At 46.9% G+C, this 16,149-nt stretch carries 13 protein-coding genes and 1 tRNA gene; 12 read left to right on the top strand and 2 right to left on the bottom strand.

What is annotated here, in order from left to right; translation table 11 throughout:
- The first annotated feature begins 67 nt into the window (after nt 1-67).
- Both ASG93_RS15825 and ASG93_RS15830 read left to right on the top strand, forming a co-directional pair.
- The gene (locus tag ASG93_RS15825) at nt 68-337 is read left to right on the top strand and encodes an HPr family phosphocarrier protein (protein WP_028555561.1); all 270 of its coding nucleotides are present in this window, start codon (nt 68-70) and stop codon (nt 335-337) included.
- A 207-nt stretch (nt 338-544) separates the two neighbouring features.
- Nucleotides 545-2,314, top strand: coding sequence for a stalk domain-containing protein (locus tag ASG93_RS15830; RefSeq protein WP_056833647.1), 1,770 nt, complete (start codon nt 545-547; stop codon nt 2,312-2,314).
- A 515-nt stretch (nt 2,315-2,829) separates the two neighbouring features.
- Here ASG93_RS15830 and clpP read toward each other — a convergent pair.
- Both clpP and ASG93_RS15840 read right to left on the bottom strand, forming a co-directional pair.
- Nucleotides 2,830-3,411 (bottom strand): ATP-dependent Clp endopeptidase proteolytic subunit ClpP, encoded by a 582-nt coding sequence (gene clpP, locus ASG93_RS15835; protein ID WP_056833530.1) that lies wholly within the window; start codon nt 3,409-3,411, stop codon nt 2,830-2,832.
- A 398-nt stretch (nt 3,412-3,809) separates the two neighbouring features.
- A tRNA-Arg gene (locus ASG93_RS15840) sits at nt 3,810-3,881 on the bottom strand.
- A gap of 306 nt (nt 3,882-4,187) precedes the next feature.
- On the opposite strand from ASG93_RS15840, the gene ASG93_RS15845 reads away from it, so the two are divergent.
- From ASG93_RS15845 to rnr, 10 genes are all read left to right on the top strand, one after another.
- Nucleotides 4,188-5,210 (top strand): sugar-binding transcriptional regulator, encoded by a 1,023-nt coding sequence (locus ASG93_RS15845; protein WP_056833531.1) that lies wholly within the window; start codon nt 4,188-4,190, stop codon nt 5,208-5,210.
- Between the two features lie 85 nt (nt 5,211-5,295).
- Nucleotides 5,296-6,303, top strand: coding sequence for a type I glyceraldehyde-3-phosphate dehydrogenase (gene gap / locus ASG93_RS15850; RefSeq protein ID WP_056833532.1), 1,008 nt, complete (start codon nt 5,296-5,298; stop codon nt 6,301-6,303).
- A gap of 122 nt (nt 6,304-6,425) precedes the next feature.
- Nucleotides 6,426-7,607, top strand: a complete 1,182-nt coding sequence (locus ASG93_RS15855) for a phosphoglycerate kinase (RefSeq protein WP_056833533.1) — start codon at nt 6,426-6,428, stop codon at nt 7,605-7,607.
- 23 nt (nt 7,608-7,630) lie between these two features.
- On the top strand, nt 7,631-8,383 hold the full coding sequence (gene tpiA, locus ASG93_RS15860; RefSeq protein WP_056833534.1) for a triose-phosphate isomerase: 753 nt from the start codon (nt 7,631-7,633) through the stop codon (nt 8,381-8,383).
- Between the two features lies 1 nt (nt 8,384).
- A complete protein-coding gene (gene gpmI / locus ASG93_RS15865) occupies nt 8,385-9,923 on the top strand; it encodes a 2,3-bisphosphoglycerate-independent phosphoglycerate mutase (RefSeq protein ID WP_056833535.1) in 1,539 nt (512 codons plus the stop codon).
- Nucleotides 9,924-9,957: 34 nt separating this feature from the next.
- Nucleotides 9,958-11,250: a phosphopyruvate hydratase gene (gene eno / locus ASG93_RS15870; RefSeq protein ID WP_056833536.1), complete on the top strand. Its 1,293-nt coding sequence runs from the start codon at nt 9,958-9,960 to the stop codon at nt 11,248-11,250.
- 47 nt (nt 11,251-11,297) lie between these two features.
- Nucleotides 11,298-12,008, top strand: a complete 711-nt coding sequence (locus tag ASG93_RS15875; RefSeq protein ID WP_056833537.1) for a M50 family metallopeptidase — start codon at nt 11,298-11,300, stop codon at nt 12,006-12,008.
- Between the two features lie 107 nt (nt 12,009-12,115).
- A complete protein-coding gene (secG, locus tag ASG93_RS15880; RefSeq protein ID WP_029196004.1) occupies nt 12,116-12,352 on the top strand; it encodes a preprotein translocase subunit SecG in 237 nt (78 codons plus the stop codon).
- A gap of 76 nt (nt 12,353-12,428) precedes the next feature.
- Nucleotides 12,429-13,232: an alpha/beta hydrolase gene (locus tag ASG93_RS15885; RefSeq protein WP_235550862.1), complete on the top strand. Its 804-nt coding sequence runs from the start codon at nt 12,429-12,431 to the stop codon at nt 13,230-13,232.
- 37 nt (nt 13,233-13,269) lie between these two features.
- Entirely contained in the window at nt 13,270-16,134 is a 2,865-nt protein-coding gene (gene rnr / locus ASG93_RS15890; protein WP_082614923.1) for a ribonuclease R, read from the top strand.
- The last annotated feature ends 15 nt before the right edge of the window (nt 16,135-16,149 follow it).

The raw sequence follows: 16,149 nt of genomic DNA on the forward strand, positions 1-16,149 counted from the left end.
ACATAAGGTATAAGCGCTGTTATCAATAGTAATTCATATAAGCTCCATATTAGGGGGAATTAGTTCCATGTCCAGACGTCCAGTCGTTGTGAAGTTGAGAACAGGACTTCATGCCAGACCTGCGGCATTGTTTGTTCAAGAGGCGAATAAATTTTCATCCGAGATCTTTGTTGAGAAAGATGAAAAGAAAGTGAATGCGAAAAGCATCATGGGAATTATGAGTCTTGCGATCAGTACAGGGACCGAAGTCTTCATAAGTGCAGAAGGTTCGGATGCCGAGCAGGCTGTAAACGCTTTAGTCACATTAGTTAGCAAGGAAGAATTGGAAAACCAATAATCCTTCAAAAGCTTCCTTTCGAGGAGGCTTTTTTGCCAGTGAAGCGGTCGTACAGTGCAGTTTAATAAGTGTCAAATTTGTTAACAATTAGGGGAATTAGCAACCTTTTTCTCTTGGCGGCGTCTAATGAACGTGGTCAACGAAGGAAAGGGCTATTTGCCATTCCTGCCGTACTGTATTCAAATGTTAAAGGAGCCAGAGAAGAGAATGATATTGAATTCGCTAAAAAAAGAGGTTACCCTCCTGCTTGCGCTAATCGTGTTTCTTGCTAGTACGATAACAGCACCGGCAGCTTACGCGGTATCGGCAAGCTCGTCCTTCATTTTACTTTATATCGATAAGTCAGAAGCATTCGTTAATGATCAGCAAATCCATTTGGAGTCTCCATCTACCATTATCGACGGCAGCACGTTCGTCCCCGCCAAGTTTCTTGGGGATACGATGGACTTTAAGGTGGAGTGGAATGATGCCTCACGGACCATTCAGATGACTCCTCCGGGTTACAACATCGTTCTTGATTCTGATCATAAGACCGTGACGACCAATGGGGTGGATACGCCTTTTAACTCGGTTGCTGCGATCGTAAATGGAAAGCTTCTGGTAAAGCTGACTTGGTTAGCAGATTATATGGGCGCGAAGTATAAATATAACAATGAACTTCGTCGAGTTGAAATCGTACACTTTAAGACGCCTGAGGGCATCTACATTGACCAGGATAGCAACTCCAGACCTGTAGCTAAGTTTACGACAGCAAAGCCTACATACCGTATTGGAGAGCCTGTGAAGTATCTCGATCTTAGCTACGATCCTGATGCGGAAGGTATTGCGTCCTATGATTGGGCAGGCAATCAGGAAGCCTTTTTCAAACCAGGTAATTATCCGGTTACTTTGACGGTTAAAGATGGTCACGGACATGTAAGTAAATTGTTCAAAAGCTTTGTAACAGTGGTTAATGAACCTTATTTGACTGAAGTAGAATACCCGATTTATACGAAGCCGGTTGGTGGTTTCATCAAGTCGGACTGGGGCACAATTTGGGCTCATTTTAATGAGATGGCTCCATTGCCTAAGAAAGTAACGGAAGTTCCAGGACGTACGCTTCTAGTGAGCGATAGTCCGGAGGAATTTACAGAGAGTGGTATTCTGTACCGCGATAACATCAATGGTAAGGCTCGACTGTATGCCGATCATATCAACGGTACGAAGCAAAAGATGACCATGGCCATTTTCGCAACGAATAACTCAGATAAACCGGTTAAGATCAAGACAACGAATAAAGGAGAGGTGTATCCTTCCGTTTATGCGAATTTGATTGGCAGCGAAGCGTCCGTAGACTTCCTTCTGAACAATGTATACACGGACGAACTAACGGTGCCTCCTCATGAGACTTACGTGTATGCGAAGCTTCCGGACTTCTATCCGGGGCAGGGTGTGAACTTATTTTACGATGTGGAAACAGACGGTGAGCTGCAAATTTCATTCGGTGTGACGGATCGCATGCTGACGCCAACGATAGCACAAGAGCTTCCGTTATTGGGCTTCACAGGCCATGTGCGGGGGACGTTCCCGATATCGGAAATTAAATGGGATGTAGACGCCACAAGCTTCACGAAAACGTCGGTACTTACGATTGGGGATAACAAGACGGATCCATTCGTTAAAGGGTATGACGTGATGCGCAAGCAGAACGTGGAGAACGGCGGCAATTATGGCGTGGTCTATAAAATCCATGCGGATAAGCCGCGCAAGATGGCTGTTATGATTATGGCCAAAGGCGGCGTGTTCAAAGGACCGTTCAAAATAAACGGTGAGATCATTCCGGTTCCTTATTCCGGTGTCATTACGGCGTTTGACGGGATGGAAGTGCTGGCTCGTACGACGGGTACGGAAGACGCGCTGGATATCGAGTTCACGCCTCCGGCGGGTTCGGCATTTCCGATTGATCTGATTTTCTATCCATTGGATGAGAAGAAATAAAATGAAAAGATAAGAGCCCTTGGTGATCTTAGTGATGCGTACAGCATTATACTGGGATCTCAGGAGGCTCTTTTTCTATGAACTTGTGTCGGCGGTAGAGATGGGGAATAAGCTCGGAAATCGACTGATTCGCATGAGAGAGAGTAGCAATTTAACGATGAAAAACATGCTTAAGTAATGAATATGTGTGGCAGGATCAGGATTAAGCGCGGAAACAGAGCTTATTGTTGAAGAGAGACTGAAATAAGCGGCGCAGAAATCGGGCTTACCACCCAAAACTACGATGAAGCTGGGTTGCGAATGCTGAGAAGCCGATTTCCGTGCTTACAGCAGCGGTGGTAAGTGAAGCGTGTAAGATCTAATAAAAAAACCAGCCCGCACGGCCGGTTGTAAGAGCGGTCAATGCAGGCTGGTTTTTATTTGTAGATAAGAAAGTATAAATTTTATACTTTTGCTTCGCATCTACCTTGACAAACACGCTCGCCCCTGAAGACGACGGAGTCGTTTATTACAAATTAGACGCGCTCGATGACTTTATCGATGAGTCCGTAATCGGCCGCTTCCGCAGCGCTCATGAAATTGTCGCGGTCTGTATCCTTTTCGATGCGCTCGAAAGTTTGGCCCGTGCGCTCGGCTAGGATTTTGTTCAGGTTGTCTCTCATTTTCAAAATACGCTTAGCGCGGATTTCGATGTCTGAGGCTTGACCTTCAGCGCCACCCAGTGGTTGGTGAATCATGACTTCACTGTTAGGCAATGCGTAACGTTTGCCTTTGGCGCCTGCTGTGAGGAGGAATGCTCCCATAGAAGCAGCCATACCAACGCAGATCGTGGATACGTCTGGCTTAATGAACTGCATCGTGTCAAAGATGGCCATACCGGCTGTAATCGAACCGCCAGGGCTGTTGATGTAAAGCGAGATATCTTTATCAGGATCTTGTGCGGCCAAGAAAAGTAGCTGAGCAATGATGGAATTAGCCACAACATCGTTGACACCCGTGCCTAAGAAAATAATGCGGTCCTTCAGCAAGCGAGAGTAGATGTCATACCCTCTTTCACCGCGCGCGTCCTGTTCGACGACCATAGGAATAAAACTCATGAGAATGACCTCCTTGGGGTGGGTACATGGTTTAAAAGAACGTGGAGTCAATGTCATCATAGAATAATGAAATTGATCTCTTGTGTACATACTGTTTACAGTATCTACAAGTATGATAACGAAAAAACCTCTGAAGGTCAAGAAAGGTCAAACTAAGAACAAAAAAAATCAGCAAGGATGCTGATTTTGGCCATTCTTGAGTTGATCTGATGCTTGATCTAGTGTTGATCTGATACGTATCTGTGTTGATCTAATGTTACTCTTTTGTTCTAAAAGTTATCCTGTTGATCTAGTGTTACTCTGTTGATCTAGTGTTACTCTGTTGATCTAGTGTTACTCTGTTGTTCTAATATTACTGAGGTGTTGATTTGAAGCTGATTTTGCTGCATTTCTTAGGACGCGCCCGAAAGGAATCGAACCTTTATCTCAGGCTTCGGAGGCCTACGTCATATCCATTGGACCACGGGCGCATAAAAGTTAAAAAAGTGAAGCAAGGGTTATTATATGTCAGCCGCCCAGAAAAAGCAAGACAGTAAGCCCTTTCAGCACATATTGGTGAAAAATGTTTGAACAAATGTTGAATCTGGGAAGAGAATTGGTTATAATGAAAAAGTAAGCTATCAGAAAGCATTCAAGATGAAACAATTTTCAGTGAATTCAACTTTCTGATTTGGGAATTGGGTAAGGAACTTTTTTTTCGCTCGGGTGGGACACAAAATGTATACCCGGGACATAAAACGTCCAATGGACGGATCAGGAGCGTTATAAGTCGTCATATGAGAGAAATTCTTGACATTCAGAAACAGCTCTTGCCGGACCTAATGGACATCATGAAGAAGCGGTACTCGATTCTACATCATATCTTGGTCTCCGGTGTTGTCGGACGCAGAACGTTAGCCTCTTCGCTTGATATGACCGAACGCGTGCTGCGCGGGGAAGTTGATTTCCTTAAGGAGCTTGGACTTCTCGAATCGGATGCAACAGGGATGAAGATAAGTGAATCGGGGCGTCAATTGCTTGAAGACATGCAGCCCATCATTAAGATGGCTTTTGGATTAACGGACTTGGAGGATAGTATTGCTAAGGCATACGGCATCTCGCAAGTGATTGTTGTTCCAGGGGACTCCGACAATTCGGTCTTTACGAAGAAGGAGCTAGGACGTGCAGGTGCAACAGCACTCCGCAAGTACGTGTCCAAGGATGATATCATCGCTGTAACCGGCGGATCTACGATGGCGCAGATTGCCAATAACCTGGCGATATCGTCATCGATGAAAGGCAGCTGGTTCGTACCTGCTCGCGGCGGACTTGGTGAAAGTGTGGATATGCAGGCGAACACCATTGCCTCTATTATGGCCAAGAAAACAGGCGGTAAATACAGACTCCTGCATGTACCTGATCATCTTGGGGAGGAAGCGTATCAAACCCTCATGCAAGATCCGCAGATTCAGGAAGTTGTTGATGCAGTCCGCAGTTGTCGCATCGTTGTACACGGTATCGGGGATGCTATGGTCATGGCACGCAGACGTAAGGTCGACGCCGAGACGACACGCAGTCTGGAAGCCGAGGGTGCTCTCGCAGAGGCGTTAGGGTACTATTTTGACCGCCAAGGAAATGTGGTTCACAAGATGCCAACCGTAGGACTTCGTCTGGAGGATCTTCAGCGCATTGAAGTCGTCATTGGTGTAGCCGGCGGGAAGAGCAAAGGGGAAGCGATCGCTTCCGTGCTTCGTCATGGACAGGAAGATGTGCTTGTGACCGATGAGGCAGCAGCTTTGGAAATTATGAAGCATGTTTAACAAAGACGAAAGACATCATAACGTATGCCTTCATCAGCTGCGTTTTGAAATATAATTATTTATTTAATCTTAGGAGGAATTGGCTATGACAACAAAAGTAGGTATTAACGGTTTCGGACGTATTGGTCGTAACGTGTTTCGCGCAGCTTTGAACAATCCAGAAGTACAGATCGTTGCAGTTAACGATTTGACAGACGTGAAAACATTGGCTCATTTGCTCAAATATGATACAACTCACGGTAAAATCAACGCAACAGTTGAAGCCGGCGAAGGCGAATTGATCGTTAACGGCCGTTCCATCAAAGTTTTTGCTGAGCGTGACCCTGGGAACCTGCCTTGGGCATCTGTAGGCGCAGAAATCGTTATCGAATCTACTGGTATTTTCACAGCTAAAGAAAAAGCAGCCCTTCACTTGAAAGGCGGAGCTAAGAAAGTTATCATTTCCGCTCCAGCTTCCGACGAAGATATCACAATCGTACTTGGTGTTAACGAAGATAAATACGATCCAGCAGCTCACACAATTATCTCCAACGCTTCTTGTACAACAAACTGTCTGGCTCCTTTCGCGAAAGTTATCAATGATAGCTTCGGTATCGTAAAAGGTATGATGACAACTGTTCACTCTTACACAAATGACCAATCCGTGCTTGACGTTCCTCATAAAGATCTTCGTCGTGCTCGCGCAGCAGCTGAGAACATCATTCCTTCCAGCACTGGTGCAGCAAAAGCAATCGGTCTTGTTCTTCCAGAACTTAAAGGCAAATTGAACGGTATGGCTATGCGTGTTCCTACACCTAACGTTTCCGTTACTGACTTGGTTGTTGAATTGAAAGTTAACGTAACCGTTGACGAAGTAAACGCAGCTCTGAAACAAGCTTCCGAAGGCCCGCTTAAAGGTATTCTTAACTACACCGAAGAGCCGCTTGTATCCAGCGACTTCAATGGTGACCCAGCTTCCTCCACAATTGATGCTCTTTCCACAATGGTAGTTGGCGACAACATGCTGAAAGTGGTTTCCTGGTACGATAACGAGTGGGGTTACTCCAACCGTGTTGTTGACTTAGTAGCTTTCATCGCTAAAAAAGGTCTATAATTTACTAATCACAGATTTGAAAAACACATGAAGGGGAGAAGAGATTCTCCTCTTTATGTGCGATTTTCCCATATAAAAGGTTGACCGCAAGTATACCCTACACGTTCAGGAGGCTTTGACTAATGAGTAAGAAAAGTGTTCGCGATGTTGAAGTAGCTGGTAAAAGAGTATTTGTTCGCGTTGATTTCAACGTACCTGTAGAAAATGGTCAAATCACCGACGATACACGAATCAGAGAAACTCTGCCTACGATTAAATTCTTAGTAGAAAAAGGCGCAAAAGTCATCCTTGCGAGTCATTTCGGACGTCCGAAAGGTCAAGTCGTCGAAGAATTGCGTTTGACACCTGTAGCCGCAAAGTTGGCTGAATTACTGGGTCAATCCGTCATTAAAGCGGATGTATCGGTTGGCGAAATCGTGAAAGCGCAAGTAGATGCTCTTGAAAATGGCGACGTTCTCTTGCTTGAAAACGTTCGTTTCAATGAAGGCGAAGAGAAGAACGATCCTGCACTTGCAAAAGCTTTTGCTGAGCTTGCAGACCTGTTCGTCAATGATGCATTTGGCGCTGCTCACCGTGCACATGCTTCAACAGAAGGAATCGCACACTTCATTCCAGCGGTATCCGGCTTATTGATGGAGAAAGAGCTTGATGTTCTAGGTAAAGCTCTGAACAATCCTGAACGTCCTTTCACAGCTATTGTTGGCGGATCCAAAGTGAAAGACAAAATCGCTGTCATTGAGAATCTCCTGAACATTGCAGATAACGTCCTTATTGGCGGTGGTCTGACTTATACATTCCTGAAAGCACAAGGGCACGAAATCGGTAAATCTCTCGTGGATAACGAGAAGCTCGATCTGGCCCTTAGCTTTATTGAAAAAGCGAAAGAAAAAGGCGTTAACTTCTTGATTCCAGTCGATGTCGTTGTTGCTGATAAATTCAGCGCAGATGCGAATACACAAATCGTAGGCGTAGACGGTATTCCCGCGGATTGGGAAGGCATTGACATCGGACCGAAAACACGCGAGCTATTCGCAGATGTTATCGCGAAATCCAAACTAGTTGTTTGGAACGGACCGATGGGTGTTTTTGAAATCGAGCCTTTCTCCCACGGTACGCGTGCCGTAGCTGAGGCTTGTGCAACAACTTCCGGTTACACGGTTATCGGTGGCGGCGATTCCGCTGCAGCAACAGAGAAATTCCACTTGGCTGATCAAATGAACCATATGTCTACAGGCGGCGGAGCTTCCTTGGAGTTTATGGAAGGTAAAGCATTGCCAGGCGTAGTAGCCTTGAACGATAAATAATTGATTGTAAAGGAGCCTATCCAATGAGTAGAAAACCGATTATCGCGGGTAACTGGAAAATGTTCAAAACCGTTTCCGAAGCCGTTAGCTTCGTGAACGAAGTGAAAGGCAGCACGGTAGAAGGCGTTGAGAGCGTAATTTGCTCCCCATTCACAAATCTTCCTGCTCTGGTTGAAGCTGTGAAAGGTACTGATGTTCATGTGGGTGCACAAAACCTGCATTTTGAAGACAATGGCGCGTTCACAGGCGAAATCAGCGGCGTTATGTTGAAGGATCTTGGTGTGGAGTATGTCATTATCGGTCACTCCGAGCGTAGAGCTTACTTCGCTGAGACAGATGAAATCGTGAACAAGAAGGTCGTTGCGGCTTTCAAACACGGCTTAACTCCGATCCTTTGCGTAGGTGAAAAGCTGGAAGAGCGCGAAGCGGGTCAAACGAAAGATGTTTGTAAAGTGCAAACAGAAGCAGCTTTTGCTGGTCTTAGTGCCGAGCAAGCAGCGCAAGTTGTTATTGCTTATGAGCCTATCTGGGCTATTGGTACAGGTAAATCTTCCACTGCTGAAGATGCACAAGATGTTATCGGCTACATCCGTCAGCTTGTGAGCGGTCTATATGGCGCGTCCGTAGCAGATGCAGTTCGCATTCAGTATGGCGGCAGCGTGAAGCCGAACAACATTGCTGAGTACATGGCACAGCCTGACATTGACGGTGCACTTGTCGGTGGAGCAAGCTTAGAGTCTGCTTCTTACATCCAGCTCGTCCAGGGGGCGAAGTAACATGTCCAGACCGAAACCGGTAGCACTCATCATTCTCGATGGCTTCGGACTCCGCTCGGAAGAGCAGGGGAATGCGGTTGCTCATGCCAAAAAGCCTAACTACGACCGTTACTGGTCGAGTTATCCACATACAACCCTTACCGCTAGCGGTGAGGCCGTAGGTTTGCCGGAAGGCCAGATGGGGAATTCTGAAGTGGGACACCTGAACATCGGTGCGGGCCGTATCGTTTATCAGGATCTTACGCGGATTTCCAAATCGATTCGTGATGGTGAATTTTACGAGAATGAAACGATTCTAGGCGCATTTCATCATGCAAAAGAGAACGGAAAAAAGCTGCACCTCTATGGACTGCTCTCTGATGGCGGCGTACATAGTCACATTCAGCATTTGTTCGCTTTGCTGGACTTGGCTAAGAAAGAACAATTTGATGATATATACATCCATGCTTTCTTAGATGGCCGAGACGTTGCTCCCGATTCTGCGAAGAGTTATATGGCGAGCTTGCAGCACAAAATCATGGAAGTCGGCGTAGGGCATATTGCGACCGTTCAAGGCCGCTATTATGCGATGGACCGCGACAAACGTTGGGAGCGGACGGAGAAATCGTACCGTGCCATGGTTTATGGCGAGGGCCCAACTTACACCGATCCGATGAAAGCAATTGTTGAGTCTTACGAGAAATCCGTGTTTGACGAGTTCGTTATGCCAACAGTTATCGTTGGCGATGATGGCAAGCCAGTAGGTCTTGTAGAATCAGGGGATGCAGTTATCTTCTTCAACTTCCGCCCTGACCGTGCGATTCAGCTTTCGCAAGTCTTCACGAATGAAGATTTCCGCGGTTTTGACCGTGGTCCTAAAGCAGCAAAGAACCTTTACTACGTGTGTCTGACGCTGTTCAGTGAATCCGTAGAAGGCTTCGTTGCCTACAAGCCTAAGGATCTGGACAATACACTCGGCGAGGTACTGGCTCAGAATGGTCTGAAGCAACTTCGTGCAGCAGAAACCGAGAAATATCCGCATGTTACGTTCTTCTTCAGCGGTGGTCGGGATGCTGAACTGCCAGGCGAAACCCGTCTTCTCATTCCTTCGCCGAAAGTAGCTACATACGATTTGCAACCAGAAATGAGTGCATATGAGTTGGCGGCTGCTGTCGTTAAGGAAGTCGAAGCGGAGCGTCATGACGTGATCATTCTCAACTTCGCTAACCCTGACATGGTAGGTCACTCCGGTTTGCTGGAGCCTACAGTGAAAGCAATCGAAGCAACCGATGATTGTTTAGGACAAGTTGTAGAAGCGATCCTCGCCAAAGGCGGCGTGGTGTGCATCACAGCAGATCACGGGAATGCAGATGTGGTTACGAATGCAGACGGATCACGCAATACAGCCCATACAACAAATCCGGTACCTTTTATTGTTACGGACAAATCTGTTACACTAAGAGACGGCAGAATTTTGGCAGATATTGCCCCAACGATGCTGGACTTCTTAGAGGTTAAACAACCGGAGCAGATGACCGGGACAACCATCATAAAGCGCTAATTCAAACATAATATTAAAGGAGTGTTTTCTAACAATGACGATTATTTCTGATGTTTATGCACGCGAAGTATTGGATTCCCGCGGTAACCCAACTGTAGAGGTAGAAGTATATCTAGAGTCCGGCGCTTTCGGCCGCGCTATCGTTCCTTCAGGCGCTTCCACAGGCGCATACGAGGCTGTTGAGCTTCGTGATGGTGATAAAGGCCGTTACCTTGGTAAAGGCGTTCTGAAAGCTGTTGAGAACGTGAACGAAATCATCGCTCCAGAAATCATTGGTCTAGACGCTCTTGATCAAGTTGGCATCGACAACAAAATGATCGAGCTTGACGGTACACCTAACAAAGCAAAATTAGGCGCTAACGCGATCCTAGCTGTTTCCATGGCAGTAGCTCGTGCAGCTGCTGACGCTTTGGATGTTCCGCTTTACGTATACCTTGGCGGATTCAACGCTAAGACGCTTCCAGTTCCTATGATGAACATCATCAACGGCGGGGCACATGCCGATAACAACGTTGACGTTCAAGAGTTCATGGTTTTGCCAGTAGGCGCGCCTACATTCAAAGAAGCTCTTCGCATTGGCGCTGAGATTTTCCATAGCTTGAAATCCGTGTTGAAAGAAAAAGGCCTTAACACAGCTGTTGGCGACGAAGGCGGATTCGCTCCTAACTTCACATCCAACGAAGAAGCAATTACTACGATCCTTACTGCCATTGAAAAAGCTGGCTACAAACCAGGTGTTGATGTATTCTTGGGTATGGACGTTGCTTCCACAGAATTCTTCAAAGATGGTAAATACCACCTTGAAGGCGAAGGCAAATCCTTCACATCCGCTGAGTGGGTTGACTTCCTTGCTGCATGGGTTGATAAATATCCAATCATCACAGTAGAAGACGGCTGTTCCGAAGATGATTGGGAAGGTTGGAAATTGCTTACTGAGAAATTGGGCAGCAAAGTACAACTCGTTGGTGACGATCTGTTCGTTACGAACACTGAGCGTCTATCCACAGGTATCGAGCAAAACATCGGTAACTCCATCTTGGTTAAAGTTAACCAAATCGGAACGCTTACTGAGACTTTTGATGCGATCGAAATGGCAAAACGCGCTGGTTACACAGCAGTTATTTCCCACCGTTCCGGTGAGAGCGAAGACAGCACAATCGCTGACATCGCTGTTGCTACCAACGCTGGTCAAATCAAGACAGGTGCTCCGTCCCGTACGGACCGTGTAGCGAAATACAACCAACTTCTTCGTATCGAAGACGAGTTGTTCACTGTAGCTCAATACGCTGGTAAAAAAGCATTCTACAACTTGAGAAACTTTAAGTAAGTTCATTTCGTAATAAATAATTAAATATTACCTTGGGGGTCTGTTGTATGAGCAATTGGGTGAAAACTATTTTATTTCTGATAGGTTCCGCGCTGCTCACGCACTGGATCCCTTCTTCTTTTTTTCGCAACCTAGACACGATGGTTCATGAGTTTGGGCATGCTGTAGTCACTTTGGCCCTATCAGGAAAGGTGATGTACATTGAGCTCTATCAGGATCATAGCGGGGTTACCTATTCTTCAATTACGAAGCAATGGGCGATCATTCCAGTAGCCTTAGCAGGTTATATAACGGCATCACTCTTTGCTTGGTTCCTGTTCTCAGCTTATTCGAGGGGCAAGCAGCGTTTAGGCTTGCAGGTCATGATTCTCCTTTCCGGCCTTTCGTTAATATTGTTCGTGCGAAATAGTTTTGGAATCACGTTCTTAGTTGGTTTCATTGCTCTGACGATCATTATTTTGGCGCTTACGCCAAAGTGGTTAAGTGATTTCTATTACTTACTGCTTGCATTCTTGTGCTTAGAAGAGTCTGTGTTTGGCCCGTTCTCTTTGATCATCTATGCATGGGGCGATGCACGTCAAGCGGGTGACGCCACGAATCTGGCACTGAATACCGGTATTCCGGCAATAGTATGGGCCATTGGGTTTACACTCTTTGCTTTGTTGTGTGCGAAACAGGCTGTGCAAGCTTTTCTTGGACGAAACAAGCGTGCAAGGAGCTCCAGCCGACAATCACCAACACCATCCTACCGTGACTAGTAAAGAAACCACCAGAGTGGCACTTTGTTGTATTCTAGGACGAACTGTGGTAAAATACTCATGCTAGTTGTATAAAGCAAAGATCAGGCAATTGGGGTGCTAATAACATGGTAATCTTTATGAAAATTTTGTTAATCATAGCTTCGGTTGGATTAATTGCGATTGTACTTTTACAAAAAGGTAAAAGCGCAGGTTTGTCCGGTGCCATTTCCGGTGGTGCAGAACACTTATTTGGTAAGCAAAAAGCACGCGGTTTGGAACTGTTTTTGTCCCGTTTTACGATGGGGCTTGCTGCTGCATTTTTCATTCTTTCCATTGTCGTAGCATACGTTGTGAAGGCCTAACACACATAAAACGATAACAGCAGGGGAAATCTACTCCTGCTGTTTTTTCATTTTAAACGGGTGTTAGGAGTAGGAGTTGGTTACCATCGAGAGCAGAATTTACAAGTCGACAGAACCATTCTTTTGGTCAGGAAGTGGAGATAATCAAGAGACAGGCATACTGATGATCCACGGGTTCACCGGGTCGCCCTCGGAGTTTAGACGGATTGGCTATGTCCTCAGAGATGAAGGTTACACCATCCAAGCTGTCAAGCTTCCAGGACACGGTACATCACCTGAAGAAATGATGCAAACCGGATGGACGGATTGGTATGGGCATGTGCTGGAGAGTTATGACGAACTTGCGGCGAAATGCAAAAGCGTTGTTGTTATGGGACATTCCATGGGCGGACTGCTCGCCTTGAAGCTGGCTGTGGAACGTCGTGCGGCTGGGGTAATATCGCTGGCGACGCCTATTTTTCTGACATCAAGGAAGTCGGCGCTGGCCGTACTGCTGCAATATTTTATCAAATATGTAGCCAAGAAGCCCAAACAAATCTCCACGTTATTAGATGAGTCATGTGCATATACCAAGACGCCGATTCGATGCGTAGTAAGCCTACGCAAGCTGTTAAAACAAGTGAAAAGCTTGCTGCCTGAGGTTGAAGCACCGATATGGATCGGTCAAGGGAGCAAGGATGGTGTGGTCCATCAGGGAAGCGCAGCGTTTTTACATAAGCGCATTAGTTCACAAGTGAAAGAACTGCGTTATTATCCAGAGTCATCCCATGGACTGCTGCTGGATCAAGAGAGAGAGCTTATCTATGCCGATATTACAGCGTTTATCCTTTCTCTGAAAGTGGCATACTATGGAGTAAAGGAAACAAGTACGGCGCATTAGAAGCTAGGCTCAACAACAACAAGAAGGTGAAGAGAGTATGATGACAGATAAAGAAATCATAAATTTGATGCAAGAAGAAGCTTATAAGCCTATGTCCTATAAAGAACTTGAGAAACATTTTGGAATTGAGAGTGCGAATGAGTTTAAGGATTTTATTAAATTGTTAAATCAATTAGAGGAAAGTGGTCACATTGTCAGAGGCGGAAATGACCGCTATGGCGTACCTGAACGAATGAATTTGGTGAGAGGTAAGCTGCAAGCTCATGCCAAAGGCTTCGGCTTCTTAATTCCAGATGATCGGGACCACCCGGATGTATATATTAATGCACATGATCTAAATACCGCGATGAATGGGGACATTGTTTTCGTCAAGGTGACCGCGAGGAGTCAAGGCGGAGGCCGGTTAGAAGGCGAAGTCGTGCGAGTTATTACGCGTGCGAATACGCAAATTGTTGGTGTTTTTCAGAGTCAGGAGACGTTTGGTTTCGTTATTGCGGATGATAAGCGTGTGTCTCGGGATATTTTCATCCCTCAGCATGCCTTCATGGGCGCTGTTACGGGGCAGAAGGTCGTCGTGAAGATCGTTAATTACCCAGAGGGACGCTCTGCGGCGGAAGGCGAAGTCATTGAGATTCTCGGTCATAAGGATGATCCGGGTGTGGATATTTTGGCTATCGTACGTAAACACCAACTGCCAGAGGCTTTCCAAGAAGAAGTGCTGGCGGAGGCGGATGCCGCACCGGATTCCATTACGGAAGAAGAAATAATTGGTCAAGGACGGCGTGATCTTCGGTCCAAGCGCATTGTAACAATTGACGGTGAAGATGCGAAAGACTTGGATGACGCGGTAAATGTGGAGCTTTTGGAAAATGGCAACTTCCGTTTGGGCGTGCACATTGCTGATGTGAGCTATTATGTGCGGGAAAGTACTGCGCTGGATATTGAAGCATATAACCGCGGCTGCTCCGTGTATTTGACTGATCGTGTTATTCCAATGCTGCCTCATAGATTGTCAAACGGGATATGTTCATTGAACCCTCGTGTAGATCGTTTAACAATGTCTTGCGAGATGGAGTTTGATGAGAATTTAAAAGTGGTAAACCACGAAATTTTTACGAGTGTTATTAAAACTAGTGAACGCATGACATATACGAACGTACGTAAGCTTCTGACAGGTGAAGCAGAGCCGGAGATTGTCGAAAAATATGCTTACTTGATGGAAGATTTCAAACGAATGGAAGAGCTGGCTGCAAGGCTGCGTTCCAGACGGATGAAGCGCGGGGCGATTGATTTTGACTTCGAGGAGTCCAAAATAATCGTTGATTCCGAAGGCAAACCTACGGATATTGTAAAAAGAGAACGTTCCGTCGCTGAAATGATGATCGAAGAGTTCATGCTGGCTGCGAATGAAACGGTTGCTGAGCATTTTTCTTGGATGAAAGTACCTTTCTTATACCGTGTTCATGAAGACCCTGATTCTGAGAAGCTGATGAATTTCATGGAGTTTGTGACGAACTTCGGGTATTCGGTGAAAGGCAAAGGGAATTCCGTACATCCACGGGCTTTGCAGGCGCTTTTGGAAGAGATTAAAGGGACTCCCGAAGAGACCGTTCTTAGTAAGATTATGCTTCGCTCCATGAAACAGGCTCGGTATGATGCGCAGAGTTTGGGGCATTTCGGTTTGGCGGCTGAATTTTATTCCCACTTTACATCGCCAATTCGTCGTTATCCGGATTTAATTATTCATCGGGTGATTCGTGAGGTGCTGGAAAGCGGCGGTACGCTATCCGATAAGCGTCATGAATATTTGTCGTCGCGGATGAGTGATATTGCACAGCAATCCTCGGAACGTGAGCGTATTGCGGTTGATGCGGAACGTGAGACCGAAGCGCTGAAGAAAGCTCAGTACATGCTGGATAAAGTCGGCGAGGAATTCGAAGGTATTATCTCCAGCGTTACCGGTTTCGGAATGTTCGTGGAGCTCGACAATACCGTTGAAGGTTTGATTCGTCTTAGCGATTTGACCGACGATTATTATAATTTCCATGAGAGACAGTTTGCTCTCGTCGGTGAACGTACGTCCAAGATTTATCGAATCGGTGATGAGATCAAAATTCGCGTAGCTCGTGTCAATATGGATGAGCATACGATTGATTTTGAATTGCTCGATATGAAGCCTCGCAAAGAGGGCGGGTTTAGTCGCGGCGGCGGAGGTTCAAACCGCGGTGGAAAACCATTTAAGGGTGCTGCTGGGTTTAAAGGCTTCCGCGGGGGATCTGATAGAGGTAAACCTGAAAAAGGCAAGGGCGCCGATAAGGGTAAGGGCGGCTATGCGAAGAAACAGGGTGCTGGTGCTGCTGGAGGAGAGGGCAGCAAGGGAAGAACTGAAAGAGTAGGGCAAAGAGGAGAGGCTGGAGGAACGGGACGTGCTGAAGGTGGCGCAGCCCGTAGGATTGAGGGCGCAGCACGCGCAGCGCGTGCTGAAGGCGGAGCAGGGCAAGGGCGCGGAGAAGGCTCCGGACGCGCAGAAGGTGGAGCGGGACGTGCAGATGGCGGTGCAGGCCAGGGCAATTCGCGGCGCGGGAAGGCTAGCACGCCGTGGATCGAGAAACGCGGCCGAGGTGGAGCTGGCCGCGGCAAAGCGGGCGGTCCTAAGCTGAGCGAAGGCGGCAGCTTGAGCGCAAGGCTTGAATCTGTCGGCGCAGGGCGGACAGAGAGCGGTGCTGCCCGCGGCCAAAGCAAGCGCGGGATTGCGCTTAGGGGCGAAGCCCAAGCGGGTGGCGGTTCGCCTGTTGAGCGCAGCACAGGCGGCAGTGATTGGGCGAGCGGCGTGAACGCGCTCGCCAAGGGTGGTCGTCGTCGGAGTGACGACGGCGATGGCAGCAAGAAGCGGCGGAGATAACGCCGCTTCTTGCTT

It is taken from the genome of Paenibacillus sp. Soil787 (assembly GCF_001429545.1).
GTDB lineage: Bacteria > Bacillota > Bacilli > Paenibacillales > NBRC-103111 > Paenibacillus_E.

What these genes read in the sequence shown, in the direction of transcription:
- clpP (WP_056833530.1), bottom strand. Translation starts at nt 3,411, where the DNA reads ATGAGTTTTATTCCTATGGTCGTCGAACAGGACGCGCGCGGTGAAAGA.
- secG (WP_029196004.1), top strand. Translation starts at nt 12,116, where the DNA reads ATGGTAATCTTTATGAAAATTTTGTTAATCATAGCTTCGGTTGGATTA.
- ASG93_RS15830 (WP_056833647.1), top strand. Translation starts at nt 545, where the DNA reads ATGATATTGAATTCGCTAAAAAAAGAGGTTACCCTCCTGCTTGCGCTA.
- tpiA (WP_056833534.1), top strand. Translation starts at nt 7,631, where the DNA reads ATGAGTAGAAAACCGATTATCGCGGGTAACTGGAAAATGTTCAAAACC.
- ASG93_RS15875 (WP_056833537.1), top strand. Translation starts at nt 11,298, where the DNA reads ATGAGCAATTGGGTGAAAACTATTTTATTTCTGATAGGTTCCGCGCTG.
- eno (WP_056833536.1), top strand. Translation starts at nt 9,958, where the DNA reads ATGACGATTATTTCTGATGTTTATGCACGCGAAGTATTGGATTCCCGC.
- ASG93_RS15825 (WP_028555561.1), top strand. Translation starts at nt 68, where the DNA reads ATGTCCAGACGTCCAGTCGTTGTGAAGTTGAGAACAGGACTTCATGCC.
- gap (WP_056833532.1), top strand. Translation starts at nt 5,296, where the DNA reads ATGACAACAAAAGTAGGTATTAACGGTTTCGGACGTATTGGTCGTAAC.
- ASG93_RS15855 (WP_056833533.1), top strand. Translation starts at nt 6,426, where the DNA reads ATGAGTAAGAAAAGTGTTCGCGATGTTGAAGTAGCTGGTAAAAGAGTA.
- gpmI (WP_056833535.1), top strand. Translation starts at nt 8,385, where the DNA reads ATGTCCAGACCGAAACCGGTAGCACTCATCATTCTCGATGGCTTCGGA.
- ASG93_RS15845 (WP_056833531.1), top strand. Translation starts at nt 4,188, where the DNA reads ATGAGAGAAATTCTTGACATTCAGAAACAGCTCTTGCCGGACCTAATG.
- rnr (WP_082614923.1), top strand. Translation starts at nt 13,270, where the DNA reads ATGATGACAGATAAAGAAATCATAAATTTGATGCAAGAAGAAGCTTAT.